Genomic DNA, 26760 nt, shown 5'->3' with positions numbered 1-26760 from the left:
GACTGTGCCTGATGGCTCAGGCGACAGCCTTCTTCAGCGCGTCGACGAGATCGGTCTTCTCCCAGGAGAAGGAGCCGTCGCGGCCGGCCTTGCGGCCGAAATGGCCGTAGGCCGAGGTCTTGGCGTAGATCGGCTTGTTCAGGCCGAGATGGTTGCGGATGCCGTTCGGCGACAGATCGACCAGCTTGCCGAGCACGTCCTCGAGCTTGGCCTCGTCGACCTTGCCGGTGCCGTGCAGGTCGACATAGATCGACAGCGGCTTGGCGACGCCGATGGCGTAGGAGAGCTGGATCGTGGCGCGATCAGCCAGCTTCGCCGCGACGACGTTCTTGGCGAGATAGCGCGCCGCGTAAGCCGCCGAGCGGTCGACCTTGGTCGGGTCCTTGCCCGAGAAGGCGCCGCCGCCGTGCGGGGCCGCACCGCCATAGGTGTCGACGATGATCTTGCGGCCGGTGAGGCCGGCGTCGCCGTCCGGGCCGCCGATCACGAACTTGCCGGTCGGGTTGATGTGCCAGACCGTGTCCTTGGAGATCCAGCCATCCGGCAGCGACTGACGGATATAGGGCTCGACGATCTTGCGGACATCGGCCGAGGTCAGCTTCTCGTCGAGATGCTGGGTCGAGAGCACGATCTGGGTGACGCCGACCGGCTTGCCGTTCTCGTACTTGACTGTGACCTGGCTCTTGGCGTCCGGACCGAGCTTGGCGGCGTCGCCCTCGCCCTTCTTGCGGGCGAGCGTCAGGGTCTCCAGGATCTTGTGGGCGTAGTAGATCGGGGCGGGCAGCAGCTCGGGCGTCTCGCGGCTGGCATAGCCGAACATGATGCCCTGGTCGCCGGCGCCGACATCCTTGTTGCCGGCCTCATCGACGCCCACGGCGATATCCGCGGATTGCGGGTGCAGCAGTACGTCGATCTTGCACTTCTTCCAGTGGAAGCCATCCTGCTCGTAGCCGATCGCCTTGATCGCCTTGCGCGCGGCCGACTTGACCTTGCTCTTCATCGCCTTCTCGTCGAGCGAGGTGCGGACCTCGCCGGCGATGACGACGCGATTGGTCGTCGCCAGCGTCTCGCAGGCGACGCGGACCTTGCTCGCATCCATGCCCGCCTTGGCGGCTTCCTTGAAGAAGAGATCGACGATCTCGTCTGAAATGCGGTCGCAGACCTTGTCGGGGTGCCCCTCCGAGACGGACTCGCTGGTGAACAGATAATTCTGGCGTGACACGGTCGGGGGTTCCCTGAATCGGCACATGGAAAAGGCCGGCGCAGCGACGCCAGCCCAACGAACGGCCCGTCATTGCAGCGGACGCGTTCGCCGTCAAGCGCTAAAATCCGCTTATCGGGAAGATCGTTCGTCACATCGAACGAAACCAGTGCGATATCACGCCGTTCCGGCGTCTTCCTCGGCCAGAGCCTCGACGAGATCGATGATCCGGCGGCGGACCCGGCCGCTCTTGATCCGGGTGAAGGCCTTGGTGAGCTGGACGCCTTCGCTGGTGGCGAGGAACTCGGAAATATAGGTCGTCGCAGCGGAATCGGCGAAGCCGGTCTCGGGCATGTCGCCGGTCGGAGCGCCGTCGAAGAAGAAGGACACGGGCACATCGAGCATCTTGGCGATCTGCTGCAGGCGGCTCGCGCTGATGCGGTTGGAGCCCTTCTCGTATTTCTGCACCTGCTGGAAGGTCAGCCCGAGCGCCTCGCCCAGTTTTTCCTGGCTGACGCCAGCGAGCATCCGACGCATGCGGACGCGGCTGCCGACATGCTTGTCGATCGGATTGGGGACTTTCTTGATCATGATTCACCCTGCTTAGGCATCAGTGTCATGACCAGGAGCCGCCATCCTGGTCGGCGCGGTAATCGTCCCTTTATTATAGGCGTCGCAGCTAATCCACCCTCCCGCGCGAAAAAGTTCCAATCGGGATCATTCGCGCGCACGTAAGCGGGAAAACCCCAGAAAAAGAAGCAGAAGCCCGGCGAAAACAAAGTCCCCCGCCCTTGCATAGAGCGTGACGGGGCCGGCCTGCGGCAGGCCCAAATCCAGCACGCCTTCCACGCCGAGCGGCAGGCTCGCGATGGTCCGGCCATAGGCATCGATCACCGCTGAAATACCGGTATTGGCGGCGCGTATCAGCGGCAGGCCTTCCTCGATGCTGCGCAGGCGCGCCTGGGCGAAATGCTGGTAGGGACCGCTGGTCTGGCCGAACCAGCCGTCATTGGTCAGGTTCAGGAAGAAGCCGGCACGCGGGCCGCGCGCGGCGACCTCGCCCGGGAACACCGCCTCGTAGCAGATCAGCGGCGCCGCCGTCGGCAGACCCTTGATCGCGAGCGGCGTCCGGCCGCTTCCGGCCGCGAAGCCGCCGGGGATCGAGACGAACTGGGACAGGCCGATACCGCGGAGCAATCTATCCAGGACGGGCGGCAGATACTCGCCGAAGGGGACGAGATGGACCTTGTCGTAGCTGGCGAGGATGACGCCCTCGTCACTGACGACCTGGATCGAATTGTAGATCGGCGGCCGGCTTTCGCCGGGCAGCGTCTCGCCGGCGCGCGCCGCCCCGGTGATCAGCGTCACATCGGGCGGCAGCGCGGCCCCAATGCGCGACAGGGCGCCGGGCGTGCGGCCGAGCAGGAAGGGAAAGGCCGATTCCGGCCAGATCAGATGCGTGATGCCCTGGAGGCCGGGCGTGGTCGGGCTGGTCGCCCGGTCGCTCAGGGCCAGATAGCGTTCGAGGATCGCCGCACCGTTATTGCCGCTGAACTTGGCGTCCTGCGGCAGGTTGGGCTGCATCAGCCGAAGCTTCACCCCGGCCACGAGCGGCGAGGGAGCGGCCGGCACGCGCCAGTAGCCGAAGGCGAAGAAGCCGGCCAATGCGGCGAGTGCCAGGAGCAGCGGCAGGTTGCGCCCTGCCGGCGTCCGCGCCGTCCCGAGCACGGCCGGAGCCGCCCCGATCGCCACGGCGAACAGGGTCAGGCCATAGACACCGATGAGCGAGGCGATCTGCGCGATATGGATCTCGCTGGCCAGCATCATGCCGTAGACGTTCCAGGGGAAGCCGGTCAGGACATGGCCGCGCAGCCATTCGCTGAGCGCCAGCATGGCGGCGAGCACGAGGATGCGCCCGGCGCCCTTGGGCCAGGCCAGGCGCGAGAAGCCGAAAGCGAAGGCCGGGAAGATGGCAAGGAAGGCCGGCAAGGCGACGACGCCGAGCGGCATCGCCCAGGCGAATTTGTCGGCCTCGACCAGAAAGGCGGCGCCGAGCCACCACAGGCCGGCGAGGAAGAAGCCGAAGCCCCACCACCAGCCGACCGCGAAGGCGGCCCGGAAGCGGCGCCAGGCGCTGGTGCCGACGGCGCCGTCGATCAGCCAGACCGCGATGGTCATCGGCACGACGACGAGCGGCCAGAGATCGAACGGCGGCAGGCCGAGCGCGCCGCTCGCGCCGGCGACAAGCGCGATCAGGCGCTTCCGCCAACCCCAACCCAGGATGATGGCCTCCGCGACCCGTGCCAGCCCCATCAACCCGGCTCCATCGCCGGTTCTTCGGCCGCGGGCTCGCTCTGGCAATGGATGGTCAGGAGCTTCACGCGGCGCTGATCGGAATCGAGAATCTCGAAGCTGAGTCCGTCCGGTCCCTTCACGGTCTCGCCCTGGGCCGGCACACGACCCGCCAGCGTGACGATCAGGCCGCCCAGCGTGTCGATGTCGTCGGCGACCTCGTTGCCGGAGAGATCGACGCCGGTCGCCGCCTTCAGTTCGGCCAGGGTCGCGCGGGCATCCGCCGTGAAGCGGTTCTCGCCGGCCGGGACGATCGGCGTCTCCTCGAGATCGTGCTCGTCCTCGATATCGCCGACGACGATCTCGATCAGGTCCTCGATCGAGACGAGGCCGTCGGTCCCGCCATACTCGTCGATGACCAGCGCGATATGGGTGCGGGTCGACTGCATGCGGACGAGAAGGTCGACCGCCGGCATCGAAGGCGGAACGTACAGGACGGGGCGCAGCAGCTTGGTCTCGGACAGGCGCGTCGAAAGCTCGACGGCGGACAAAGTGTGCGGCATCGCGAGCTTGCCGTTCTCGTCCGGCGGGCCGTTTTCCCCGGGGCGCGCCTTTTCGGCGATGTATTCGAGGAAGTCGCGGATATGGACCATGCCGCGAGGATCATCGAGCGTGTCGTCGAAGACCGGCAGGCGCGAATGGCCGGCGGTGCGGAAATGCGCCAGCAATTCGTCCAGCGTCGCCTCGGCCGGAACGGCGACGATGTCGGCGCGCGGGATCATCACGTCGCCGACGCGACGCTCGCGCAGGCTTAGCACATTGCTGAGCATCGCGCGTTCCTGGGTGGAGAGATCGGCAAGTTCGCCATTCTCCTCGGCCAGAGCCTCGACGATCTCCTCGCGGGCCGTGCCGCCACCGCGCAGGCCGAGCCGGTCGAGGAATTGGCCGAGCCAGTGGCCAAGGCCACGGCCGGCGGTTTCGTGCTGGGATTGTCGACTGTCGTCGCTCATGATCGTGGGGGCTTACGCGGAAGAAGGAACGGGCGCCGTGACGAGCTCGGCACCGGCATAGGGATCGGCCACACCGAGGCGGGCGAGGGCTTCAACTTCGAGCGCTTCCATGCGGCGCGCCTCAGTCTCGGTCTCGTGATCCTCGCCGAGGATATGGAGCAGGCCGTGAATCGCGAGATGGCGGAGATGGTCCATCACGCTCTTGGATTCGGCTTCCGCCTCGCGCAGCACCGTCTCATAGGCGATGACGATGTCGCCGAGCAGCGGGCTCTGCGCGACGCGCTCCGGGGGTGCAGCCGGGAAAGACAGCACGTTCGTCGCCTTGTCGAAGCCGCGCCAGTCGCGGTTGACGATGCGGATGCGCTTGTCGTCGGTGAGCAGCAGGCTGAGCTCGGCGCCGGGCATGGGCTTTCGCGGGGATACCGCGATGCCGGCGTCCAGCGCCTCGTTCAGCAGCGCACGCAGGCTCGGCAGCTTGCCGAGCTCATGCCAGCGGCGGGACTGCGCCCTGACGTCGAGATTGATCTCCGGAGACGTCTTCTCGGGTGGCGGCGCCGGGCGCCGCCCGCGAGGTCGATCGTTCATCGCGGCCGCTCCCGCGCCAACATCCGCTTCAGCCCTTCGCTGTCGCCTTCCCGGTTGAGATCCGGGGGCGTCTCGGGATTGCGCAAGCGCTCTTCCCGTTCCGCGCGCTCATGGCGCGCAGCGCTCTCATAGGCCATGACGATGCGTCGCACCAGCTCATGCCTGACGACATCGCCTTCCTCGAAGCGGGCATAGCCGACGCCATCGACATCCTTGAGCAGCTTCACCGCCTCGACCAGGCCGGAGCGCTGGCCCGGAGGCAGGTCGATCTGCGAGGGATCGCCGGTGATGATCATGCGCGAGCCCTCGCCCAGGCGGGTGAGGAACATCTTCATCTGCATCGAGGTGGCATTCTGCGCTTCGTCGAGCAGAACGACGGCATTCGAGAGCGTGCGGCCGCGCATGAAAGCGAGTGGCGCGATCTCGATCATCCCGGTCTGCAGGCCGCGCTCGACATGGCGCGCCTCCATGAAGTCGTTCAGCGCGTCGTAGATCGGGCGCAGATAGGGATCGACCTTCTCGCGCATGTCGCCGGGCAGGAAGCCGAGTCGCTCGCCGGCTTCGACAGCCGGGCGCGACAGGATCATGCGCTCGACCACGCCCTGCTCGATCAGCGAGACCGCGTGCCCGACCGCGAGCCAGGTCTTGCCGGTGCCGGCCGGGCCCTCGGCGAGCACGAGCTCGTGGCGCTTGAGCTGGCGCAGATAGGCGTCCTGCGCGGCATTGCGGGCGCGAACGGGCCCGCGCTTGCGGGTCACGACCGCATCGAAGGAGGTCTTGCCGGCATCGGCCGTCGGGAAGAGCGAGCGCTGCACGTTGCTTTCCTCGATCGCGCCGTCGACCTCGCCGAGCGTGACCGGCGCGCCGGCCTTGGCACGGGCGTAAAGCGTCTTCAGCACGCGCCCGGCCTGCTCGGCCGTCTCGCGGGCGCCCTTCACCGTGACGTGGTTGCCATTGGGGCTGACCACGACGCCGAGCCGGCGCTCGAGATGGGCGAGGTTCTGGTCGTACTGGCCGAAGACCAGGCTGGCGAGACGGTTGTCGTCGAAGGAGAGCACGACCTCCGTCGCCGCCAGCCCTTCGCGGCCCGCGCTTTCGCGCACACCGCCCTCGGGGCGGGCGGGCGCCAGATCGCGCCGCGGGTTCCGGTCGGGTCTTTGCGTCGAATCAGCCTGTGCCAAATGCGTCGCCTCGCTTCGGGCCGGGATGGCCGATGGTCCGGCCCCGGCGCCTGTTCCAGCCGGGCATGAGCGCCCGGCCGGGTCGTCTCGCAGCATAACCGGACGCAACGATTTCAGCCTGATGACAGGCCGCCGCCCGTCCCTTGGAGATGGGAATGAAACCGGGCGCGCTCAAGCGGCCAGGCCCTTTCCATCGGTCTCGCCCGGCTCCGCCAGCCGGCCGAACAGGGAATTCGTGCTCGTCTTCTCGATCACCACCCGCACGATATCGCCGATCTGATTCGCGTCACTCTCGATCTGCACAGCCTGCAGATAGGGCGACTTGCCGGCAAGCTGTCCCGGATAGCGTCCCACTCTTTCCAGGAGGACATCCACCGTCCGTCCGACCATGGCCCGGTTGAAGGCCTGCCGATGGTGCTCGATACGCTCCTGCAGACGATAAAGCCGCTCGTTCATCACTTCGCGCGGGATCTGCGCGTCGAGATCGGCCGCCGGCGTGCCGGGGCGCGGCGAATAATTGAAGGAATAGCTCGAGGCGAAGCCGATCTCGTCGACGAGGCGAATCGTGTCCTCGAAATCGGCATCGGTCTCGCCGGGGAAGCCGACGATGAAATCCGAGGACAGCGCGATATCGGGCCGGGCCTCGCGGATACGTTCTATCAGGCGGCGATATTCGTCGCCGGTATGCTTGCGGTTCATCGCGGCGAGGATGCGGTCCGAACCGGCCTGCACCGGCAGATGCAGGAAGGGCATCACCTGCGGCAGATCGCGATGGGCGGCGATCAAGTCGTGGTCCATGTCTCTGGGGTGGCTGGTCGTATAGCGGATGCGGGCGATGCCCGGCACCTCCGCGACGCGATGCATCAGGCGCGCCAGGCTCCAGACGGCGCCGTCCGGCCCCTCGCCATGATAGGCGTTGACGTTCTGGCCGATCAGGGTGACGTCGCGCACGCCGGCTTCAGCGAGACGCTCGACCTCGGCCATGATCTGCGCGACCGGCCGGGAGAACTCGGCGCCGCGCGTATAGGGCACGACGCAGAAGGCGCAGAACTTGTCGCAGCCTTCCTGAACCGTGACGAAGGCCGAAACGCCGCGCGCCAGGATCGCCTGCCGCTTCGGTGCCGGCAGGAAGCCGAACTTGTCCTCGACCGGCAGGTCGGTATCGACGACGCGGCGCTTGCCGGCTTCCGCCAGCAATTCGGGCAGGCGATGATAGGCCTGCGGCCCGACCACGAGATCGACTGCGGGCTGGCGGCGCTGGATCTCGCCGCCCTCGGCCTGGGCGACGCAGCCGGCGACGACGATCTTCGTCTCCTGGCCTTCCGCACCTTGCGCCTTCTTGATGTCGCGGAGCTTGCCGAGCTCCGTATAGACCTTCTGCACCGCGCGATCGCGGATATGGCAGGTATTGAGCAGAATCAGGTCCGCGCCCTCCGGCGTGGCCGTCTCCTCATAGCCCTGGTGGCTCAGGATATCGGCCATGCGCTGCCCGTCATAGACGTTCATCTGGCAGCCGAAGGACTTGATATGGACTTTCTTCATCGGTGCGGATCGGGTCTCCAAAACGCATCCTTTACTGCGGATCGGACGCCTTGGGAACGGCTGCGGGACGCAGGAACAGCATAAGCAAGCAGCGGACCAGACGGCGTCAGGCGTCGAGCCGGCCGGTGACGGCCTGCTGGCGCGCCTTGCGCACCGACGCTTCGGCCAGCCGCGTCGCCTCCTTGCGCGAGGTGGCGCGGCCCATCACGATCGGCTCGCCCCAGACCAGCTCGACATCGACGGCGCCGCATCCCAGCACATATTTCAGATGCGGCCAGAGCTCGGTGTCGCCATGCCAGGCGAGCGCTCCACGCCCGATGCGCCCGCCCGGAAGGCCCTGCGAGCCGGTATAGGTGATGGTCAGGGGATAGACCGTCACATCCGCCGTGGCATCGCCCATGGCCTGATGCGCGGCGCCGAGCAGGGAGGAGCGGAAGGGCAGGGTGCGGGTGCCGTCGCCGGTCGTGCCCTCGGCGAACAGCACGACTTCCTCGCCATTGGCGATGCGCGCGCCCATGGTGGCGGCCATGCCTGCGGTGGCACTGCGGCGCTGCCGGTCGATGTAGAGCGTGCGCTGGAGATTGGCGAGGAAGCCGACCACCGGCCATTGGCCGACCTCGCTCTTGGCGACGAAAGCGAGTTCGCGCTCGGCGCCGATCACGCCGATATCGAGCCAGGAGACGTGGTTGGACACGATGAGCGCCCCGGTTCCGGCCGGCGGCGGCGCGCCCCGCACCCGCCTGCGCACGCCGAGGCACCAGCAGGTCAGGCGGTGGAAGCGCAGCGGCAAGGCGCCGCGACGCGACGGCATGACCCGCATGACGACGAGCTGGGCGAGGACGAGCCCGAGCGTGCCCATGCACAGCATCACCACACGGGCGAGCGCACCGAAGCGGAGGCCGTTCATGCTGAGGCGGGTCCGGTCATCGGCGGGGCGGCGGTCTCGCGGGGAATGGAATGCCGTCAATGGCGCGATTGCGCCGGCTTGTCACGCGAGATCGAGCCGCATCGCGATCGCGGTGGCGCGCGTGCCGTCCGGCTTGGGGTAATAGCCCTTGCGCCTTCCGACCTCGCGGAAGCCGAAATGGCGGTAGAGCCGCTCCGCCGGCAGATTGCCCTCCTCGACCTCGAGGAAGACGTGGTTCGCACCCTCCTCGGCCAGCCGGGCGAGATGGGCGGCGAGCAGCGCGCGGCCGAAACCGTCGCGACGGCGGGCGGGCGCGACGACGATGCTCAGGATCTCCGCCTCGTCGGCAGCCTTGCGGGAGATCACGAAACCCTCGGGATGGTGTCCGCCGCCGCTGAAGACGCCATCGGCCACGACAGCCGCATCGGCGATCAGCGCCGCGCATTCGGCCGGCTCCCAGCCACGCGCGAAGCCGCCCTGATGATGCAGCGTCGCGACCTGCAAGGCATGGCCGGCATCGAGCCGCATCGTGCGCGGCGGGGCCGAATCAGGGTGAAGCAGTCTGCGTAGCCAATCCATGCCGCCTGTTCGCACAGACTGACGAAGGGGCAACCACCATTTGGGGGATGCGCTCACCGGCGCGGCAGGCGGGCTTTGTCCTGTGGCGTCGTCTCGGGCGCCTTCAGGTAGAGCGGCCGGGGCGGCGCGCTCTCGGGATCGGCGATGAAGCCGAGCCGGGCGACCCAGGCGATATCGGGCGCCTTGGCATCGTCGATCACCAGCGCGTCGAGGCCGATCGCCCAGGCTTCGTTGGCGACGGCGAGCGCCGAGGAGCCGACGAGGCTGACAGGGCCTGCGCCGATGGCCCGGGCCGCGTCGCGATAGCTGACCTGCCGGAGCGAGACCAGCGGTTTGCCCTCGGCCGTCAGGGCCTGAAACCAGACCTGACCATGCTTGGCATCGAGCGCGGCGGCGATGACCCGGCCTGATTCACGTCCGATCAGGGGCGCGGCGAAGGCTGCGACAGTGGTGACGCCCACCGCCGGGATGCCCGCCGCGAAGGCGATGGCACGCGCCGCACTGACGCCGACCCGCAGACCCGTATAGCTGCCGGGTCCGACCGTCACGGCGACGCGCGAGAGCGAACCGAAGCCGCCCTCGACATCCTTCATGACGCGCTCGACCAGCGGCATCAGCGCTTCGGCATGGCCGCGATCCATGGCGATCTGCTCGATCGCCAGGGGCTTCACCATGTCGGCCGTGTCCAGCACGCAGGCCGAGCAGGCGCCGAGCGCGGTATCGATCGCGAGAATGCGCATCAGGCTGTCATTCCGCGAAACACCCGGCTCATCGTCACCAACAGTTCCGTTTCGCTCAGACGGCTTCGACTTCGCGCACATCCGGCAGGAAGTGGCGCAGCAGGTTCTGGATGCCGTGCTTCAGCGTCGCGGTCGAGGAGGGGCAGCCCGAGCAGGAGCCCTTCATCGCCAGATAGACCGTGCCGTCGCGATAGCCGCGGAAGGTGATGTCGCCGCCATCGCCGGCAACCGCCGGGCGGATGCGGGTTTCGAGCAGGTCCTTGATCGTCTCGACGGTCTGCGCATCGGCGGGATCGAAGAACTCGCCCTCCTCGATCACATCGGCGGCCGAGCCGGCTGCCAGGACCGGAGCGCCCGACATGAAATGCTCCATGATGGCGCCGAGGATCGCGGGCTTCAGATGCGGCCATTCACCGTCCGACTTGGTGACGGTGATGAAATCGGAGCCGAGGAAGACGCCGGAAACACCGGAAACGCCGAACAGGCGCTGCGCCAGCGGGGAGCGCTCGGCGTCGGTAACGTCGCGCAGGTCGAGCGTGCCGTCGGGCATGACAGCGCGGCCGGGAAGAAACTTGAGTGTCGCCGGATTCGGCGTGGCTTCGGTCTGGATGAACATGGACTTGCCTCCGGTACCGGCGATTCAAGGTCGCCGTTCCTGGCTCCGATATAGGCTGCCGGCTGGAATCATTCCAGCGGAATGGAATCGCAAGCCGCCGCCTTCAGGCGAGGGCGTCGATCTCCTCGTCCTCCAGATGCCCGGGCACGATGGCGACGGGGATCGGGAAGCTCGCCGAGGATTTGCCGGCGAGCGCGCTGACGAGCGGGCCGGGGCCCTTGCTGCTCGTCCCGGCTGCGAGCACGAGCAGCGAGATATCCTCGTCCTCCTCGATCAGCTTCACGAGTTCGTCGGCCTTGTTGCCGACGCGCACGACCATCTCGGGTTCGAGCCCGGCCAGCGCCCGCACCGCTGCTGCTGCGGTTTCGAGGCGCTTCTCGGCCTCGGCCTCGGCTTCGGCCTGCATGACTTCACCGACACCGAGCCAGGTCTCGTGCTCGGGCGGGGTAGCGACGCCAAGCAGGACGATCGCCGCGCCGACACGGGCGCAGCGGCGCGCGGCGAAGCGAATCGCCTTGGCGCATTCCTCGCTGCCATCGACCACGGCGAGGAACTTCGGGCGATGGCCCGTCTCGTAGGACCGCCGTCTCTTGACCATGAATTGTCCTGCCGCCGCTTCAGGGACGGGTATGGTGGCCTGCGCCGGCACCCCGGCGCAAGTCCACCTAGCGTCACCGGCTCCGAACGAAGCCGACGATGTCCTTGACCTCGCGCATGATCGGCGCCGCGATCGCATCGGCCCGGTCGGCGCCCTGACCGAGGATAGCGTCGATATGCTTCGGGTCGGCCAGCAGACGGCGCATCTCGCCGGCGATCGGCGCGAGCTTCTCGACCGCGAGATCGACCAGCGCCGCCTTGAAGCCGGAGAACTGGCCGCCGCCAAACTGCTTGAGCACCGCGTCCTTCGACGAGCCGGAGAGGCCGGCATAGATGCCGACGAGATTCTCGGCCTCGGGCCGGCCTTCAAGACCCTTCTCCTCGGAGGGCAGCGCCTCGGGATCGGTCTTGGCCTTGCGGATCTTCTGGGCGATCGCCTCGGCATCATCGGTCAGGTTGATGCGCGAATAGTCGGATGCATCGGATTTCGACATCTTCTTGGTGCCGTCGCGCAGGCTCATCACGCGCGGCGCCGGGCCCTGGATCATCGGCTCGGGCTGCGGGAAGAAACCGAGCTCGCCCGCGCCGAGGCCGAGCTCGGCGATCTGCGGCCCGAAATCATTGTTGAACTTCTGGGCAATGTCGCGGGTCAGCTCCAGATGCTGCTTCTGGTCCTCGCCGACAGGCACATGCGTCGCCTTGTAGAGCAGGATGTCGGCCGCCATCAGGTTCGGATAGGCATACAAGCCCACCGAAGCGTTCTCGCGGTCCTTGCCGGCCTTTTCCTTGAACTGGGTCATGCGGTTCAGCCAGCCGAGGCGGGCGACGCAGTTGAACACCCAGGCAAGCTCGGCATGGCCCCGCACCTGGCTCTGGTTGAAGATGATGCTCGTCTTCGGATCGACGCCAGCGGCGATATAGGCGGCGGTGACCTCACGAATGGCGCGCTTCAGATCGGCCGGGTCCTGCCACATCGTGATCGCGTGCATGTCGACGACGCAATAGATGCACTCATGCGTCTTCTGCATCGCGACCCAGTTGGTCAGCGCGCCCAGATAATTGCCGAGATGCAGCGTCGAGGTCGGCTGCATGCCTGAAAATACGCGCTGATGAAAACCCGACATGGGGCACTCCGTCGTCACGATGGAGAAGGGAAGCGGCGCTTCTGGCTCAACCCCGCCGCTTGCGCAAGGGGAGAGCGCCAAAGGCACCCAGCGCCCAGCCCGCCGCACCATAGCTCGCGAGCCCTCCAAGGCAGAGCAGGCCGAGCGCCCCGACCCGGTACAGCGCGGGTTGATCGAAGGCCAGTAGCCCACTCAGCGACCGGAACAGCAGCTCCAGCACGGCGAGCATGATCGCACTGGCAGCGAGGCTGGCCGCGATCGGCCGCAAGCTATTGAGGCTCGGGCGCCAGATACGGTCGCGCAGCAGCGCCACGCCGAGCAGGCAGGCCTGCGCCACGAAGGCGAAGGTCGCGGCCAGCGCCGCCATCCCCGCCGCATTGCTTTCATCCGCCAGGCAGAAGCCGACGAGGGCAGCGATCAAAACTGCCAGGCCGCCGGAGATCAGCGGCAGGCGCGGCGACCGGCGCGCGAAATAGACCTGGCCGAAGACCTTTGCGGCGATGGCGAAAGGCAAGCCGTAGCCGAAGGCGGCAAGCGCAACAGCCGTGCGTGCGCGATCGGCGGCACCGAAGCGGCCATGTTCGAACAGCACCGAGACGATCGGATCGGCCAGCGCGACGAGTGCGGTCGCGGCCGGCAGGGCGAGTGCAAGGCCCAGCGCCAGAGCCTGCCCGAGCATGGCGTCAGGCCCTTCGCGATTCGCCGCCAGCGCCATGTCGGAGAGCACGACGGTGCCCATCGCGACGCCGACGAAGCCGAGCGGGAGCTGGAAGACGCGGTCGGCATAATAGAGCGCGGCGACGGCCCCCGGGCCGGTCGAGGCGATCTGCGTCGCGACCAGCAGGACGAGCTGCGCGGCGGACGCGGCGAGCAAGGTCGCGCCGCCGGTGCGGACGAGCCGCGTCATGTCCGGCGACCAGCGCAGGCCGGGGCGGGGCAAGCCGGGGCCGCGCAGCGCCACGAGGATCATGACGAGATGGGCAAGGCCGGTGAGGCTGGTGCAGAGCGCGAGCCAGCGCGCGCCCGTCTCCGGCTGCGCGCCCTTCGCATGCAGCAGCAGGAGCACGGCCAGCAGGATCGCATTCATCAGCGCCGGGGCCAATGCCGCGACGGCGAAGCGTTTTTCGGCATTGAGCAGCGCCGCCAGCATGGCGGCGAGCGTGGTTAGGAACAGAAAAGGCAGCATCAGCCGGGTGTAGGACGAAGCCAGCGCCAGGGTTTCCGGCGCATCCGCGAAGCCGCCGGCGAGGCCGAGCACCAGCCAGGGCGCGAACAACTCACCCAATCCGACGAGTACCAGCAGCAGCAGGCCGATCTGCCCGGCGGCCTCCCCGGCAAAGCCGCGCGCCGCCGCCTCACCGCGCTCGCCCTTGATCGCGAGATAGAGCGGCACGAATGGCGCGTTGAGCCCGCCCTCGCCCAGCACGCGCCGGACGAGATTGGGCAGGCGTAAGGCCGCCAGGAACGCGTCGGCAACGGGCCCGCCGCCAAGCAGCCTCGCGATCAGCACATCGCGGGCGAAGCCAAGCAGGCGCGAAGCGATCGTTGCCGCGCCGACGACGGCGGAATCACGGGCGAGACGGGAAGAATCCGGCGCTGATGCCGCCGGCTTCTCCATCAGAGGATAAACCGGCTCAGGTCGGCGTTCTTGGCGAGGTCGCCGATGCGGGCTTCAACATAGGCCGCATCGATGGTCACAGCCTCGCCCGAGCGGTCCGGCGCCGTGAAGGAGATTTCGTCCAGGATGCGCTCGATCACGGTCTGGAGGCGGCGGGCGCCGATATTCTCGACCGTGGAATTCACCTCGACGGCGATACGGGCGATGGCGTCGATAGCGTCGGGCGTGAAGGTCACGCTGACTTCTTCGGTCGCCATCAGCGCCACCGACTGCTTGATCAGGCTCGCTTCCGTCTCCGTCAGGATGCGCTTGAAATCCTCGATGTCGAGCGGGTTGAGCTCGACGCGGATCGGCAGGCGGCCCTGCAATTCCGGCAGCAGGTCTGAGGGCCGTGAGACATGGAAGGCGCCGGACGCGATGAAGAGGATATGGTCGCTCTTCACGGCGCCGTGCTTGGTCGCAACCGTCGTGCCCTCGATCAGCGGCAGCAGATCGCGTTGCACGCCCTCGCGCGAGACATCGGCACCGCCCTTGCCCTCGCGGGCGCAGATCTTGTCGATCTCGTCGAGGAAGACGATGCCGTTCTCCTCGACCTCGCGGATCGCGGCCTGGATGATCGCATCCTGGTCGATCAGCTTGTCGCTCTCCTCGGCGAGCAGCGGCTGGTAGGCATCCTTGACCAGGACGCGCTTGGGCTTGCCCTTCTGGCCGAAGGCCTTGCCGAGCATGTCGGAGAGGTTGATCGCGCCGATCGAGGCGCCGGGCATGCCGGGGACCTCGAACATCGGCGCGGATGCGCCGCTACCTGCCGCGACCTCGACCTCGATCTCCTTGTCGTCGAGTTCGTTGGCGCGCAGCTTGCGGCGGAAGGAGTCGCGCGTCGCCTGGCTGGAATTGGCGCCGACGAGGGCATCCAGCACGCGCTCCTCGGCCGCGACATGGGCCTTGGCCTGGACGTCCTTGCGCCGGCTCTCGCGCACCAGAGCGATCGCGACCTCCAGCAGGTCGCGCACGATCGATTCGACGTCGCGGCCGACATAGCCGACCTCGGTGAACTTGGTCGCCTCGACCTTCAGGAAGGGCGCGTTCGCCAGCTTGGCAAGGCGCCGCGCGATCTCGGTCTTGCCGCAGCCGGTCGGCCCGATCATCAGGATGTTCTTCGGCGAAACCTCCTCGCGCAGCGGCCCTTCGAGCTGCTGGCGGCGCCAGCGATTGCGCAGGGCGATGGCGACGGCGCGCTTGGCGTCCTTCTGGCCGACGATGAAACGGTCGAGTTCGGAGACGATCTCGCGAGGGGAAAAAGAAGTCATGATGCTGGCTTGTCCGAGTGAAACTGCATGATGAGAGCGGCGTCGGCGGCGCTCGTGACCTCCGGCATCGGCCGGAAACCGGCCTTGCGATAGGCTGCGACCGCGCGTCCGTTCCCGGGATCGGGATCGATGACGATGGTACGATAGCCCTGAGACCAGAGCCGCTCGCAGAAGCGGCGCAGCACGGCAGAGCCGATGCCTCGACCAAGCCGGTCGCCATCGGCCAGCGACAGATCCACGCCGACCGCCGTGGCCGGCAACTGCATCAGCCAAGGGTTGTCGTTCGCCCACTCGGGACGCTGATGCGGCGCGACGTGCCAGAACTGGATGTAGCCTGCAGGGCTGCCCGCCACGGTGAACAAAAAGGGCCTGCAGGTCAGGTCGCGACCTTCGACCATGTCGCGGACATAGCCGAGCTCGGTCTCCGGCTCGCCCCACCATTCCTGCCAATGGGGGCGGCACAGCCAATCGGCGAGCAGCGCATAATCACCCCGCTCGACCGGCCGGAAGTCGATCTCGCCGTGATCGCGATGCGTCACGCCGCCTCCAACGTCTCGATGACGAGCGAATGGTTGGTGTAGACGCAGATGTCGCCGGCGATCTTCATCGCCTTGCGCACGATCGCCTCGGCATCCGGCTCGACATCGATCAGGGCGCGCGCCGCCGAGAGGGCGTAATTGCCGCCCGAGCCGATCGCCATCACCGCGCCGTGCTCGCTCGCTTCCGGCTCCAGCACGTCGCCGGTGCCCGAGATCAGCAGCGAGACCTCCTTGTCGGCGACGAGCAGCATCGCCTCCAGCCGGCGCAGATAGCGGTCGGTGCGCCAGTCCTTGGCGAGCTCGACGCAGGCACGCAGAAGCTGCGTCGGGTATTGCTCGAGCTTCTTCTCGAGGCGCTCGAACAGGGTGAAGGCATCGGCGGTGGCGCCGGCGAAGCCCGCGATCACCTCGCCCTTGGCGAGGCGGCGGACCTTGCGGGCATTGCCCTTCATGATGGTCTGGCCGAGCGAGACCTGGCCGTCGCCGCCGATGACGACACGCCCGCCCTTGCGCACCATCAGGATGGTGGTGGCGTGCATCACGGGGGCATTGCTGTTTTCGGACATGAGATGATGAACCGGGATCGAGACGGGGCGGCGGATGATGCCAAACATGTTGAGGCGAGGCCGCTCTATCAAGGGGTGAGCCGACATGCCCCTCGGACGGAGACACGAGGAGACATACAACTTAACCTTGAGTCATCCTCTTCACTTGAAGTTGAATTCCGGATTTCGACGAGCCCCTCGAAATGATTGAAGGATCAGCTCGGCAGCACCGCACGAGAGACTTTTCTCTGCCTTAAGGCACCGCCAGCAGAGCAGCGCATCGCCGTGACCCTAACCTTTTAAGCAGTTTTTTATCATTAACGCCCAATGGTCGGACTTTGGAACGGTTTCCATTGTGGGGGAAGCCGCCTCGGGGCGTCATCATGAAATCCATCCGGCTGAAAATCCTTGCCATGCTGGCCATCGTCGCCGGCGGCGCCATCCTGTCGGCGATCATCAGTATCTATGGCCTGCAAAAGGCTGATGACCTGAACACGCGCTCTCAGCTTCAAGGCAACGTCGCTCTCGTTACACAGCAGATCAATGGCGTGGTGACTGCCGTGGTGATGGAATCACGTGGCGTCTACATGGCCAAGACACCGCAGGAAGCGCAGACTTACGCCAAAGGGATCGAGGATCGCTTTCCGATTCTGCGCAGGTTCAGCGCCGAGCTGCAGAAAATCGCTCCCGCGGAAGAACGCGCGACAGTTGGCCAGATTGCCAAGGCCGTCGAGGAGTTCATCACGTTCCGGACGGAAACTGCGCGCCTCGGTCGTGAGGTTTCGCCGGCCGCGGCGAACGAACAGGGCAATAACGAAGCCAATCGCGCCAATCGCAAGGCTCTCAATGATCTCCTGATCGGCTTTAGCCAACGTATCGAGAAGGCCGGCATCACCGTCGGCGATGAGGCGACCGCCTTCACGCAGCAGATCCAGTGGCTGATGCCCATCGTGCTGCTGGCGACGCTTCTGGTCTCGGTCGGCGTCGCGCTCGTCTTCGCACAGCGTTCGATCACCCGTCCGATCCTCGACCTCAGCCAGGTCATGGAGAAGCTGACCGCCGGCGACACCCGGATCGACGTCCCCCATTCCGAGCGCCCCGACGAGATCGGCGCCATGGCGCGTGCGGTTTCAGTGTTGCGTGAAAGCACCGAGAAGGTCGCCCTGCTGCAGGAGCAGGAGAGGGCTTCCGCCGCAGCGCGTCTCGCCCGGGCCCAGTCGATGGAAGCGGTGGTCTCGGATGTTGGCGAGGTCGTCGCGGCCGCAGCGGCCGGCGATTTCTCGGCGCGCCTTCAGATCCAGGATGCCGACGAGCAGATGCAGCGGCTGGTGGCCGGCATCAACGAGATCAACGCGGTTGTCGACGGGGCGACGACTCGTGACAATGCGCCTGATAACAAATGCGAGCATGTGGCCGTGGGACCTCGTTCACAGCGTATCCGGAGCCGCGGCCCGGATTTCTTCCGGGTCGCGGCGAAGCGGGGCAGCGGAGCGGTCCTGCCGCTCCGGGAGCGCGGAGCGATCAGCCCTTCCTGACGTCCCAGAAGAACGGTAGCGGGCCGCTGACCACGCCGGTGACATTCTTCCGCCAGGCCTGGTAGCCGAGATAGAAGCCGGTCGGCGCGAAGACGACGTTCTCGACCGCGGCCTTGTTGAGCCGGCCCATCGCCGCCTTCTCCTCGGCGAGGTCCTTGGCATTGAACCAGTTGGTGACCTCGGTCTCGACCGAAGGGACATCCGGCCAGCCGAACCAGGCCTTGTCGCCATTGGCGCGGATCGCGGTGTAGGCGGCCGGATTGATGCAGTCGGCGCCGGCATGCCAGGTGTGGAACATGCTCCAGCCGCCCTGGCCCGGAGGCGTCTTCTGGGCGCGGCGGGAGCCGACAGTGCCCCAGTCGGTGGCGACGAAATCGACGTTCATGCCGATGCTCTTGAGCAGCGAGGCGGTGACGTCGCCCATCGACTTGGTCGCGGCCATGTCCTGCGCGACGACGCAGACCACCGGCTCGCCCTTGTAGCCGGCCTCGGCGAGGAGCTTCTTCGCCTCGGCGACATTGCGCTTCTTCAGGATGTCGCCGCCTTCCTCGGTGTAGAGCGGCGTGCCCGGGGTGAAGAAGCCCGGCAGCGGCTTCCAGAGCTTGTCGTCGTCGCCGACGACCGCGCGCATGTAGTCTTCCTGGTTCAGCGCCGTCAGCACGGCCTGGCGCACCTTCACGTTGTTGAAGGGCGGGAAGAGGTGGTTCATGCGGAAGGCGCCGACATTGCCAAGGGGATCGCCGATATCGACATTGATGTCCTTGTGGCCCTTCAGCACCGGCACGAGATCGGCGAGCGGTGTTTCCCACCAGTCGACCTCGCCGTTCTGGAGCGCGGCGGCGGCGGTCGCCGCATCGGGCATGATGACCCATTCGACGCGGTCGACGAGGATGTTCTTGCCACCGGCAAGCCAGTCCGCCTTTTCGGAGCGCGGCTTGTAATCCGCGAATTTCTCGAACACCGCCTTGGCGCCGGGCACCCAGTCGTTGCGCATGAACTTCATCGGGCCGGAGCCGATATATTCGGTGATCTGCGTGAACGGGTCAGTCTTGGCGATGCGCTCCGGCATCACGAAGGAACAGGGCGCATTGTTCTTGGCCAGCGCCAGCAGCAGCTTCGGGAAGGGCTGCTTCAGCGACCATTTCCAGGTCAGTTCGTCGACGGGGGCAAGTTCGACCTGGATGGCGCGGAGCATCAGGCCCATCGGATCGCGCGCCGACCAGCGCACGAGGCTCGCGACGACGTCCTTGGAGGTGACCGGCGTGCCGTCATGGAACTTGAGGCCGGAGCGCAGCTTGAAGGTCCAGTTCAGGCCGTCGGAGGAGACCTCCTCGCTCTCGACCATCTGGCGCTGAGGCTGGAACTTCGAGTCGATGCCGTAAAGCGTGTCCCAGACCAGCGCCGCCGCGTTGCGGACGACGTATTGCGTTCCCCAGATCGGGTCGAAATTGGCGAGGTTGGCCTGCGGTACGAAGCGTAGGGTCTTGGCTGGACTTTGCGCGAGGGCCGGCATCGCCAGCCCACCGGTCGCGGCGGCCATGCCGGCGCCCGTCGCGGATTTCAGAAACGTCCTGCGATCCATGTCGCTCTCCCCTGAAGCGGCGCCTCTGAGCGGGCTGCCTTGGCGCGAGTTTGGGCAGAAAAAATCCGCCTGACAACACGCAGCAGCATCCGATTGAGGCAGCCGAACCGCCTGCACGGTTCGTGCCAGACGGAACTTTCGGGGGAGAACCCGGTGTTTCGGCTCCCGGGCGGGCCTTTTCGGCCGGTTCCGGGAAAAGCGAAAAAATCTTGCGCCTAAATCGGTTTGACCGGTTCATCCACACGGGCGAAGGGCCGCGCCTGCTCGAAGGCCGCGGCGGCCCGCAGCACGAGCGCATCCTTGCCGAAGGCGCCGACGATCTGGAGGCCGGCAGGCAGGCCCGCTTTCGTCAGGCCGCAAGGCACCGAGACCGCCGGCTGCTCGGTGATGTTGAAGGGGTAGGTGAAGGGCGTCCAGCGCGTCCAGTCCTCGCCATAAGCGCCGTGCCCGGGCGTATCGCGTCCCACAGCGAAGGCCGGCAGCGGTAAGGTCGGCGTCAGCAGCAGGTCGTATTGCTGGTGGAACTGCGCCATCTTGTAGGCCAGCGCATTGCGCTGGTTCAGGAGCGCATCGACATAGGCCGAGGCCGGGATGCGCTCGCCCTGCTCCGCCACTGCGACGAGGCCGGGATCCATCTGCCTGCGGCCGCCGGCATCGATGTTCTTCAACGCCAGCGCGGCGCCGGATGACCAGAGCGTCATCAGGATGTCGATGGGATCGTCGAAGCCGGGATCGACCTCTTCAACGGTCGCGCCGAGTTCGGCGAAAGCCTGCGCGGCAGCCGCTGTCAGGGCGGCGATCTCGGGATCGACGGTCACGTTCTGGCCGAGACGCGGCGACCAGGCGACACGCAAGCCCCGCATGCTGCCCTTCAAGCCATCGACATAATCCGGGGGGCGATCGAGCAGCGCCGTCATGTCGCGCGCATCGGGCTGGCCGATCGCTTTCATGGCCAGCGCCGTATCCATGACGGTGCGGGTCAGCGGCCCGAGATGGGCGAGGAAGCCCATGACCGAGATCGGCCAGGCCGGGACGCGGCCATAGCTCGGCTTCAGGCCGACGACGCCGGTGAAGGCCGCGGGAATGCGTACGGAGCCCGCCCCGTCCGTACCGATATGGATGCAGCCGAGATTGAGCGCGGCGCAGACCGCGGCGCCCGAGGACGAGCCTCCGGGCCCCGTGCCGGTGTTCCAGGGATTGCGGGTGATGCCGGTCGCGGGCGAATCGCCGACGCCCTTCCAGCCATATTCCGGCATGGTGGTCTTGCCGAGGAAGACCGTGCCGGCCTCGCGCAGACGCGCCGTGACCGGGGAATCCTCCGGAAAGGGCGCATCCGATGCAATGGCCGAGCCTCGCTGCATCGACCAGCCAGCGACGCCGAGATTGTCCTTGATGGTGACGGGTACGCCATCGAGCGGGCCGATCGCTTCGCCCTTCAGCCAGCGCGCCTGCGAGGCTTCGGCCATGGCAAGCGTCACCGCCTCGTCGCGGACGGCGAAGGCGTTGACCGCGGGCTCGAAGCGCTCGATGCGGGCGAGCGTGTCCTTCGCGACCTCGACGGGGGAGAGCTGCTTGCTGGCATAGAGCGGGCCGAGCTCGGCGGCGGAAAGCGAGGCGATCGTCGTCATGCGGGAACCTCTCAGGCGTTGGCGACGCGCCAGGCGGTGGTGAGCAGGATATTGGCGCCAGCGACCATGTCGTCGTCGGTGCTGAACTCGGCCGGATTGTGCGAGAGCCCACCGATCGAGGGGATGAACACCATCGCCGTCGGGCAGAGCCGCGCCATCATCTGGGCGTCGTGGCCGGCGCCGGAGATCATGCGGCGGATCGGCAGACCGAACTCGCCGGCGCTGCGCTCGACCTCGGCGATCAGTTCCTCGGCGAAGGGCGTCGCCGGGAAGCGGGCGAGGTCGCGGAAGGAGATCTCGATACCGTCGCGCCCGGCGAGCTCGGCGCAGAAGGCGCGCACCGCGGCCTCGGCCTGGGCCAGCGGCTGGTCGAGCGGATTGCGCAGATCGAGCGTCATCACCACGGTCTCGGGCACCACATTGACGTTGCCGGGCTGGACGCGGATGACACCGCTATTGGCGAGCTGGTTCGGAATCGTCTTGGTCAGCTCGTTAGCGAAGATGTTGATGCGCGCCGCTGCGAGGCCGGGATCCTTGCGATAGGCCATCGGGGTCGTGCCGGCATGGCTCGGGCGGCCCTTCAGAGTGAGTTCGAGCCAGCAGATGGCCTGAATGCCGGTGACGGCGCCGAGCCCGCCGCCTTCGTTCTCAAGCACCGGCCCCTGCTCGATATGCATTTCGATATAGGCATGGGCCGGCAGGAAGCCCGGCTTCTCCAAGCCCTCGTAGCCGATGCGCTTCAGTTCGGCGCCGAGCCCGACGCCGTCGGAATCGACTTCCGCATGCGCCGCCTCGACGCTCATGCCGCCGGCCCAGACATAGGAGCCGAGCATATCGGGATGGAAGCGCGCGCCCTCCTCGTTGGTGAAGGCGATCACCGCCATGTCGCGCTTCGGCGTCAGACCGGCATCGCGCAGGGCGGCGAGCACCTCGACACCGGCGACGACGCCGAGCGCTCCGTCGAAGCGTCCGCCGGTGCCGACCGTGTCGATATGCGAACCCATGATGACGGCCGGGCCGTCCTGTTGACCCTTCAGGATGCCGACGATGTTGCCGATCGCATCGACGCGGGTATCGAGCCCGAGCGCCTTCATTTGCGCGACGAGCCAGTCACGCCCCTGCTTGTCCTCGTCGGTCAGGGCAAGACGGCGGCAGCCGCCTTCCGGCGTCGCACCGATCTTGGAGAGCTCCGCCAGACGCGAGGTCAATCTCGCGCCGTCGATCCTCAGATTGGTGCTCATCGGTGCAGGCCCTCCAGCAATTGCCCAGGCAAGATGCAGACCGCCGCGGCGCTTGTCGACCCGCGTCCAGCGCATCGGCTCCGGACGGTGGAGCGCGTGATACCCGCTATTTCGATCCATCGATCGGCGGTAGAAGCGGCGCCCCATGTCCGAGATCGCCGCAACCCGCCCGCATCATTCCTGGCTCGGGGAAGCCCGCGCCATGCTGGCCCTCAGCTGGCCGATGGTGCTGACCAATGTCGCGCAGACGGCGATGACGGCGACCGATGTCATCATGATGGGTCAGTTCGGCCCGGATGCGCTGGCGGCCGGCGCGCTCGGCACCAATCTCTATAATGCCGCGCTGATCTTCGGCATCGGCGCGATGGGCGCGGTCTCGCCGATGATCGCGATCGAGCTCGGCCGCAACAGGCATGCGGTGCGCGACCTGCGCCGCACGGTGCGGCAGGGTTTCTGGGCTGCCGCGACCATGGTCGGGCCGATGTGGCTCTTCCTCTGGCAGGCCGAGTTCATCCTGAGGGCGATGGGACAGGACCCCGCCCTGTCGAAGGCGGCGGCGTCCTATATACACACGCTGCAATGGGGCCTGCTGCCCTTCTTTCTCTATCTGTGCCTGCGCGGCTTCGTCGCCGCGCTGCAACGGCCGCGCTGGGCCTTCATCGTCGTGCTCGTCGCGGTGGCGTTCAACGCCTTCGCCAACTGGTGCCTGATGTTCGGGAATCTCGGCTTCCCGGCGCTCGGCCTGCCCGGCTCGGGACTGGCGACGGCCTTGTCCTCGGCGCTGATGTTCCTCGGCCTTGCGCTCGTCGTCTCGCTCGACCGGCGCTTCCGGCGCTATCAGGTGTTCGGCCGCTTCTGGGTGCCGGACTGGACGCGCTACCGCGCCTTCTGGCGCATGGGCCTGCCGATCTCGCTGACACTCTCCTTCGAGTCTCTGATCTTCTACGGCGCAGCCTTCATGATGGGTTTGATCGGGTCGACCGCGCTCGCGGCCCATGCCATCGCGATCCAGATCGCCTCGCTCGCCTTCATGGTGCCGCTCGGCATCGGCCAGGCCGGCACCGTGCGGGTCGGGCGTGCTTTCGGCTCCGGCGACAAGGAGGGCATCCGGCGCGCCGGCATGATGGCGCTGATCCTGGCCCTGAGCTTCATGTGCTTCACGGCGCTCCTGATGGCGACCGTGCCGCACTGGCTGATCGCGCCCTTCCTCGACCGCTCGAAGCCGGGCGCCGAGGCTGTGGTCCAGATCGCCGTGGTGTTCCTGTTCTATGGCGCGATCTTCCAGATCGCCGACGGGGCTCAGGTCATCGGCTCGTCGATCCTGCGCGGCCTCGGCGACACGCGCCTGCCGATGATCTTCGCCGGCATCGGCTATTGGGGCATCGGCCTGCCGCTTTCGGCCGTGCTCGGCTTCATGACGCCGCTCGCCGGCCGCGGCATCTGGATCGGGCTGGTGATCGGGCTCTCGATCGTCGCCGCGCTGATGCTCTGGCGCTGGCGGGCCCGCGAAAGGCTGGGACTGCTGAAATGGGGGCTGCGGGAGGCGGCCTGACCTGTCAGCGAGTGTTTCCGAGCGGCTTATCCGCCTGTTGCCGAACGGCAACAGCATTTCACGGACACAATTTCGCCATCTCCTGTTCACCCCAAGGCCATCTCCGCAACCTTCAACAGGATCGTCACCGGCGCATGGAACCACGGCGCCGTTCCGCCGTTCATCCATGCCCGTAACGCCGAGTTGTCCGTCGATGTCCTCCGCCCGCCCGCCCGCCTCCCCCCTCGCCCGGCCGACCCGCCGCCTCTTTGCGGCTCTCAGCCCACTTTTCCTCGCGGCCTGCGTCAGCCAGCGCCAGCAGCCGATCGAGGCCGCAGCTTACCAAGGCCCGAATATCAGCGCCGAATATCTGGCGATGTATGGCGAGCGCCCGGATGAGAAGCATCCGCTGCCCGCGACCGATCTGTCCGAAGTCGATCCGCAGTTCCTGCGCCGTATCGTCTCCTACCCGACCCGCGAACAGCCCGGCACGATCGTCGTCGATACCGACAACCGCTACCTCTATCACGTGATGGAGGGTGGCCGCGCCGTCCGCTACGGCATCGGAGTCGGCAAGCAGGGCATGTCCTGGCGGGGCCGCGCGACCGTCGCCCGCAAGGCGCAGTGGCCGCGCTGGACCCCGACCCCGGCGATGATCGCCCGCGAGCCGGAGCGGAACCGCCCCTGGGCCGGCGGCATGGAGGGCGGCCTCGAGAATCCGCTCGGCGCCCGCGCGCTCTATCTCTACCAGGGTGGCCGCGACACGCTCTACCGCATCCATGGCACCTCCGAGCCGTGGTCGATCGGCAAGTCGGTGTCGTCGGGCTGCATCCGCATGTTCAACCAGGACATCATCGATCTCTTCAACCGCGTGCCGACCGGCACGACCGTCGTGGTGCTCAACCGCGGTACCCTGCAGGCTCCGTCCGAGGTCGACGAGATGCCGCCGCCGGACGACGATCTCGGCAACATCTGACGGCGACCCGATATTCGCCCTTGCATCGGCCCGGAAGGTGGAACGCACCTTCCGGGCCGATCTGTTTCCCCGGGCACCGCCTTGATACCGTCACAGGCCGATCCCACCTCTTGAGCGCGGCGCAACCGCGCCGCTCAACGAGAGGAGATGACGATGACGCCGCAAGAACGCGACGTGATCGCCGGGATTTTCGATCGCCTTCGGCAGGCGGCCAATCAGCCCCGCGACCCCGAGGCTGAGAATTTCATCGCGGAACGCCTGCGCGAGCAGCCCTATGCGCCCTATGCCATGGCCCAGGCGGTCTATGTGCAGGAGCAGGCGCTGGCCAACCTGAACCAGCAGGTCGAGAGCCTGCAGGCGCAGTTGCGCGAAGCCCAGAACCGCGCCAGCGAAGCGGCACAACCGCAGGCCGGCGGGTTCCTGTCCGGCATCTTCGGCGGCGGCTCCGTGCCGCGCACCGGGACGGTTCCGCCCGTGCCGCCACGCACTGACGCCGCCGCGCCGTCCGGCGCCTGGAACACGCAGGCGCAGAGCGCGCCGGGCCAGCCCATGCAGGCGCAAGGCCAGCCCGGCCCGTGGAGCAACCAGCCGCAGCAGCAGGCCCGTGGCGGCGGCTTCATGGCGAGTGCGCTGACCACCGCGGCCGGCGTCGCCGGCGGCATGATGCTCGGCAATGTGCTGACCAACGCCTTCGGTGGCGGCAGCAAGCCCGCGGCCCAGACCGCGAGCGACACCGGCGCGAACTCCAGCGCGACACCGGCGGCGCCACAGCAGGCGGCGGCCGACCAGAGCGCGAGCGCCCAGCCCGCAGCCGACCAGACCGCGCAGGATAGCGGCTACAGCCAGGGCTACGACGGCGAGGCCAGCTATCAGAACGCGAGCTATGACGACGCCGGCGCCGGCTTCGACGATGGCGGCGCGGACGACGATAGCTGGGTCTGATAACCGCCACCCGGTCTTGTCCGCCGGATGAAATGCAAACGGCGGCTCGCCTGGCGAGCCGCCGTTTTTCATGAATAGCGAATGAGGACGGACCTCAGATCACCAGCACCTTCGCGCCGACACGAACCCGCTCGTAGAGATCGGTCACGTCGTCATTGGTCATGCGGATGCAGCCCGAGGACACCGCCTGCCCGATCGTGTTCGGCTCGCTGGTGCCGTGGATGCGATAGAGCGTCGTGCCCAGATACATGGCGCGCGCGCCCATCGGATTGTCGGGGCCGCCGGTCATGAAGCGCGGCAGGTCCGGCCGGCGCTTCAGCATCTCAGCCGGGGGCGTCCAGCTCGGCCATTCCGCCTTGCGGGTGATCGTCTTCATGCCGGCCCAGGAGAAGCCCGGCCGGCCGACGCCGATGCCGTAGCGCGTGGCCCGGCCGCCCGGCTGCACCAGGAAGAGGAAGCGCTGCGGCGTGTCGATGATGATCGTGCCCGGCTTTTGCGGGCCGTCATAGGCGACTTCCTGCTTGCGAAAGCGCGGGTCGACGATTTGCTGGATGCCCTGCTGCGGCTCGACCGGCTCGCCGAGCGTGGCCACGCGGCGCGTGGCACGTGGCTGGCGCGCCGCCTCGAACGGATCGACCTCGTAGCTACCCTGCGGCTGCATGCGCTGGCCATAGGCATGGCCGCCCGGGCGGTTATAGACCGCACTGCCACGGCCATAAGGCGTCGGATCGCGACCGGTCATCAGCATCTCGATGAAGCCGCCGCCGTAATTGCCGCGACCGCCGCCACCCGCCATCGGGTCGTTCGGGGCGGCATAGCCGTAGTTCTGGCGGTAGCCCTGCGCGAAGGCCGGGCCGGCCGCGGCCAGGGCTCCGGCAAGCGCGAGGAGTGGAAGAGCAATCTTTCGACGCATGACGCAATACTCTCGACATCGACTGC

General features: G+C 67.3%; 25 protein-coding genes. 4 read left to right on the top strand and 21 right to left on the bottom strand.

What is annotated here, in order from left to right; genetic code table 11:
• Positions 1–16: 16 nt before the first annotated feature.
• The 17 genes from metK to hslV all read right to left on the bottom strand — a co-directional run bounded on the left by metK (position 17) and on the right by hslV (position 16407).
• Positions 17–1249 (bottom strand): methionine adenosyltransferase, encoded by a 1233-nt coding sequence (metK, locus tag Q9235_RS11955; protein WP_306227488.1) that lies wholly within the window; start codon positions 1247–1249, stop codon positions 17–19.
• A 129-nt stretch (positions 1250–1378) separates the two neighbouring features.
• Positions 1379–1792 carry a helix-turn-helix domain-containing protein gene (locus Q9235_RS11950; RefSeq protein WP_199086518.1) on the bottom strand — a complete coding sequence of 138 codons (414 nt, stop codon included), beginning with the start codon at positions 1790–1792 and terminating at the stop codon, positions 1379–1381.
• Positions 1793–1918: 126 nt separating this feature from the next.
• On the bottom strand, positions 1919–3514 hold the full coding sequence (lnt, locus tag Q9235_RS11945) for an apolipoprotein N-acyltransferase (protein WP_306227484.1): 1596 nt from the start codon (positions 3512–3514) through the stop codon (positions 1919–1921).
• Complete coding sequence (locus Q9235_RS11940; RefSeq protein ID WP_306227481.1) at positions 3514–4503, bottom strand: hemolysin family protein; 990 nt, start codon at positions 4501–4503, stop codon at positions 3514–3516. Before Q9235_RS11940 ends, lnt begins: the two co-directional genes overlap by 1 nt.
• 12 nt (positions 4504–4515) lie before the next feature.
• Complete coding sequence (gene ybeY / locus Q9235_RS11935; RefSeq protein ID WP_306227479.1) at positions 4516–5088, bottom strand: rRNA maturation RNase YbeY; 573 nt, start codon at positions 5086–5088, stop codon at positions 4516–4518.
• Positions 5085–6269 carry a PhoH family protein gene (locus tag Q9235_RS11930; protein ID WP_422678322.1) on the bottom strand — a complete coding sequence of 395 codons (1185 nt, stop codon included), beginning with the start codon at positions 6267–6269 and terminating at the stop codon, positions 5085–5087. The genes ybeY and Q9235_RS11930 overlap by 4 nt, the downstream gene beginning before the upstream one ends.
• A gap of 171 nt (positions 6270–6440) precedes the next feature.
• On the bottom strand, positions 6441–7811 hold the full coding sequence (gene miaB, locus Q9235_RS11925; RefSeq protein WP_306227477.1) for a tRNA (N6-isopentenyl adenosine(37)-C2)-methylthiotransferase MiaB: 1371 nt from the start codon (positions 7809–7811) through the stop codon (positions 6441–6443).
• Between the two features lie 106 nt (positions 7812–7917).
• Positions 7918–8718 carry a lysophospholipid acyltransferase family protein gene (locus Q9235_RS11920; protein WP_306227474.1) on the bottom strand — a complete coding sequence of 267 codons (801 nt, stop codon included), beginning with the start codon at positions 8716–8718 and terminating at the stop codon, positions 7918–7920.
• Between the two features lie 81 nt (positions 8719–8799).
• On the bottom strand, positions 8800–9297 hold the full coding sequence (locus tag Q9235_RS11915; protein WP_306227472.1) for a GNAT family N-acetyltransferase: 498 nt from the start codon (positions 9295–9297) through the stop codon (positions 8800–8802).
• 53 nt (positions 9298–9350) lie between these two features.
• Positions 9351–10037 carry a tRNA (adenosine(37)-N6)-threonylcarbamoyltransferase complex dimerization subunit type 1 TsaB gene (gene tsaB, locus Q9235_RS11910; protein WP_306227471.1) on the bottom strand — a complete coding sequence of 229 codons (687 nt, stop codon included), beginning with the start codon at positions 10035–10037 and terminating at the stop codon, positions 9351–9353.
• 55 nt (positions 10038–10092) lie between these two features.
• On the bottom strand, positions 10093–10653 hold the full coding sequence (locus tag Q9235_RS11905) for a NifU family protein (protein ID WP_173043174.1): 561 nt from the start codon (positions 10651–10653) through the stop codon (positions 10093–10095).
• Between the two features lie 103 nt (positions 10654–10756).
• Positions 10757–11251 (bottom strand): universal stress protein, encoded by a 495-nt coding sequence (locus tag Q9235_RS11900; protein WP_306227470.1) that lies wholly within the window; start codon positions 11249–11251, stop codon positions 10757–10759.
• Positions 11252–11324: 73 nt separating this feature from the next.
• Positions 11325–12374: a tryptophan--tRNA ligase gene (trpS, locus tag Q9235_RS11895; protein WP_306227469.1), complete on the bottom strand. Its 1050-nt coding sequence runs from the start codon at positions 12372–12374 to the stop codon at positions 11325–11327.
• A gap of 46 nt (positions 12375–12420) precedes the next feature.
• Positions 12421–13992: a murein biosynthesis integral membrane protein MurJ gene (gene murJ, locus Q9235_RS11890; RefSeq protein WP_306227468.1), complete on the bottom strand. Its 1572-nt coding sequence runs from the start codon at positions 13990–13992 to the stop codon at positions 12421–12423.
• Positions 13992–15302, bottom strand: a complete 1311-nt coding sequence (gene hslU, locus Q9235_RS11885) for an ATP-dependent protease ATPase subunit HslU (protein WP_306227466.1) — start codon at positions 15300–15302, stop codon at positions 13992–13994. The genes murJ and hslU overlap by 1 nt, the downstream gene beginning before the upstream one ends.
• The gene (locus Q9235_RS11880; protein WP_306227464.1) at positions 15299–15841 is read right to left on the bottom strand and encodes a GNAT family N-acetyltransferase; all 543 of its coding nucleotides are present in this window, start codon (positions 15839–15841) and stop codon (positions 15299–15301) included. Before Q9235_RS11880 ends, hslU begins: the two co-directional genes overlap by 4 nt.
• A complete protein-coding gene (hslV, locus tag Q9235_RS11875; RefSeq protein WP_306227462.1) occupies positions 15838–16407 on the bottom strand; it encodes an ATP-dependent protease subunit HslV in 570 nt (189 codons plus the stop codon). The genes Q9235_RS11880 and hslV overlap by 4 nt, the downstream gene beginning before the upstream one ends.
• Before the next feature lie 362 nt (positions 16408–16769).
• Between hslV and Q9235_RS11870 the strand changes: the two genes are divergently transcribed.
• Positions 16770–17921, top strand: a complete 1152-nt coding sequence (locus Q9235_RS11870) for a HAMP domain-containing protein (RefSeq protein WP_306227460.1) — start codon at positions 16770–16772, stop codon at positions 17919–17921.
• Here the strand turns inward: Q9235_RS11870 and Q9235_RS11865 are convergent.
• The 3 genes from Q9235_RS11865 to Q9235_RS11855 form a co-directional block, all read right to left on the bottom strand.
• The gene (locus Q9235_RS11865; protein WP_306227459.1) at positions 17908–19503 is read right to left on the bottom strand and encodes an ABC transporter substrate-binding protein; all 1596 of its coding nucleotides are present in this window, start codon (positions 19501–19503) and stop codon (positions 17908–17910) included. The genes Q9235_RS11870 and Q9235_RS11865 overlap by 14 nt on opposite strands.
• Positions 19504–19718: 215 nt before the next feature.
• Complete coding sequence (locus tag Q9235_RS11860) at positions 19719–21131, bottom strand: amidase (protein WP_306227457.1); 1413 nt, start codon at positions 21129–21131, stop codon at positions 19719–19721.
• Between the two features lie 11 nt (positions 21132–21142).
• Positions 21143–22372, bottom strand: a complete 1230-nt coding sequence (locus tag Q9235_RS11855; protein WP_306227455.1) for a M20 family metallo-hydrolase — start codon at positions 22370–22372, stop codon at positions 21143–21145.
• A 145-nt stretch (positions 22373–22517) separates the two neighbouring features.
• Here Q9235_RS11855 and Q9235_RS11850 point away from each other — a divergent pair, with 145 nt between their 5' ends.
• The 3 genes from Q9235_RS11850 (at position 22518) to Q9235_RS11840 (ending at position 25821) form a co-directional block, all read left to right on the top strand.
• A complete protein-coding gene (locus Q9235_RS11850) occupies positions 22518–23924 on the top strand; it encodes an MATE family efflux transporter (protein WP_306227453.1) in 1407 nt (468 codons plus the stop codon).
• 193 nt (positions 23925–24117) lie between these two features.
• The gene (locus Q9235_RS11845) at positions 24118–24879 is read left to right on the top strand and encodes a L,D-transpeptidase (RefSeq protein WP_306227451.1); all 762 of its coding nucleotides are present in this window, start codon (positions 24118–24120) and stop codon (positions 24877–24879) included.
• 153 nt (positions 24880–25032) lie between these two features.
• Positions 25033–25821: a DUF2076 domain-containing protein gene (locus tag Q9235_RS11840; protein WP_306227448.1), complete on the top strand. Its 789-nt coding sequence runs from the start codon at positions 25033–25035 to the stop codon at positions 25819–25821.
• 94 nt (positions 25822–25915) lie between these two features.
• On the opposite strand, the gene Q9235_RS11835 is transcribed toward Q9235_RS11840, so the two are convergent.
• Positions 25916–26734, bottom strand: a complete 819-nt coding sequence (locus Q9235_RS11835; RefSeq protein ID WP_422678320.1) for a L,D-transpeptidase — start codon at positions 26732–26734, stop codon at positions 25916–25918.
• Positions 26735–26760: the final 26 nt, after the last annotated feature.

It is taken from the genome of Bosea beijingensis (genome assembly GCF_030758975.1).
Lineage (GTDB): Bacteria > Pseudomonadota > Alphaproteobacteria > Rhizobiales > Beijerinckiaceae > Allobosea > Allobosea beijingensis.
The sequence above is the reverse complement of the archived record's forward strand: the minus strand, read 5'-3'. Positions and strand labels throughout refer to the sequence as shown.

Excerpts from the sequence above, each read along its gene's own strand:
- metK (WP_306227488.1), bottom strand. The coding sequence starts at position 1,249 with ATGTGCCGATTCAGGGAACCCCCGACCGTGTCACGCCAGAATTATCTG.
- Q9235_RS11950 (WP_199086518.1), bottom strand. The coding sequence starts at position 1,792 with ATGATCAAGAAAGTCCCCAATCCGATCGACAAGCATGTCGGCAGCCGC.
- lnt (WP_306227484.1), bottom strand. The coding sequence starts at position 3,514 with ATGGGGCTGGCACGGGTCGCGGAGGCCATCATCCTGGGTTGGGGTTGG.
- Q9235_RS11940 (WP_306227481.1), bottom strand. The coding sequence starts at position 4,503 with ATGAGCGACGACAGTCGACAATCCCAGCACGAAACCGCCGGCCGTGGC.
- ybeY (WP_306227479.1), bottom strand. The coding sequence starts at position 5,088 with ATGAACGATCGACCTCGCGGGCGGCGCCCGGCGCCGCCACCCGAGAAG.
- miaB (WP_306227477.1), bottom strand. The coding sequence starts at position 7,811 with ATGAAGAAAGTCCATATCAAGTCCTTCGGCTGCCAGATGAACGTCTAT.
- Q9235_RS11920 (WP_306227474.1), bottom strand. The coding sequence starts at position 8,718 with ATGAACGGCCTCCGCTTCGGTGCGCTCGCCCGTGTGGTGATGCTGTGC.
- Q9235_RS11915 (WP_306227472.1), bottom strand. The coding sequence starts at position 9,297 with ATGGATTGGCTACGCAGACTGCTTCACCCTGATTCGGCCCCGCCGCGC.
- tsaB (WP_306227471.1), bottom strand. The coding sequence starts at position 10,037 with ATGCGCATTCTCGCGATCGATACCGCGCTCGGCGCCTGCTCGGCCTGC.
- Q9235_RS11905 (WP_173043174.1), bottom strand. The coding sequence starts at position 10,653 with ATGTTCATCCAGACCGAAGCCACGCCGAATCCGGCGACACTCAAGTTT.
- Q9235_RS11900 (WP_306227470.1), bottom strand. The coding sequence starts at position 11,251 with ATGGTCAAGAGACGGCGGTCCTACGAGACGGGCCATCGCCCGAAGTTC.
- trpS (WP_306227469.1), bottom strand. The coding sequence starts at position 12,374 with ATGTCGGGTTTTCATCAGCGCGTATTTTCAGGCATGCAGCCGACCTCG.
- murJ (WP_306227468.1), bottom strand. The coding sequence starts at position 13,992 with ATGGAGAAGCCGGCGGCATCAGCGCCGGATTCTTCCCGTCTCGCCCGT.
- hslU (WP_306227466.1), bottom strand. The coding sequence starts at position 15,302 with ATGACTTCTTTTTCCCCTCGCGAGATCGTCTCCGAACTCGACCGTTTC.
- hslV (WP_306227462.1), bottom strand. The coding sequence starts at position 16,407 with ATGTCCGAAAACAGCAATGCCCCCGTGATGCACGCCACCACCATCCTG.
- Q9235_RS11870 (WP_306227460.1), top strand. The coding sequence starts at position 16,770 with ATGAAATCCATCCGGCTGAAAATCCTTGCCATGCTGGCCATCGTCGCC.
- Q9235_RS11865 (WP_306227459.1), bottom strand. The coding sequence starts at position 19,503 with ATGGATCGCAGGACGTTTCTGAAATCCGCGACGGGCGCCGGCATGGCC.
- Q9235_RS11860 (WP_306227457.1), bottom strand. The coding sequence starts at position 21,131 with ATGACGACGATCGCCTCGCTTTCCGCCGCCGAGCTCGGCCCGCTCTAT.
- Q9235_RS11855 (WP_306227455.1), bottom strand. The coding sequence starts at position 22,372 with ATGAGCACCAATCTGAGGATCGACGGCGCGAGATTGACCTCGCGTCTG.
- Q9235_RS11850 (WP_306227453.1), top strand. The coding sequence starts at position 22,518 with ATGTCCGAGATCGCCGCAACCCGCCCGCATCATTCCTGGCTCGGGGAA.
- Q9235_RS11845 (WP_306227451.1), top strand. The coding sequence starts at position 24,118 with ATGTCCTCCGCCCGCCCGCCCGCCTCCCCCCTCGCCCGGCCGACCCGC.
- Q9235_RS11840 (WP_306227448.1), top strand. The coding sequence starts at position 25,033 with ATGACGCCGCAAGAACGCGACGTGATCGCCGGGATTTTCGATCGCCTT.
- Q9235_RS11835 (WP_422678320.1), bottom strand. The coding sequence starts at position 26,734 with ATGCGTCGAAAGATTGCTCTTCCACTCCTCGCGCTTGCCGGAGCCCTG.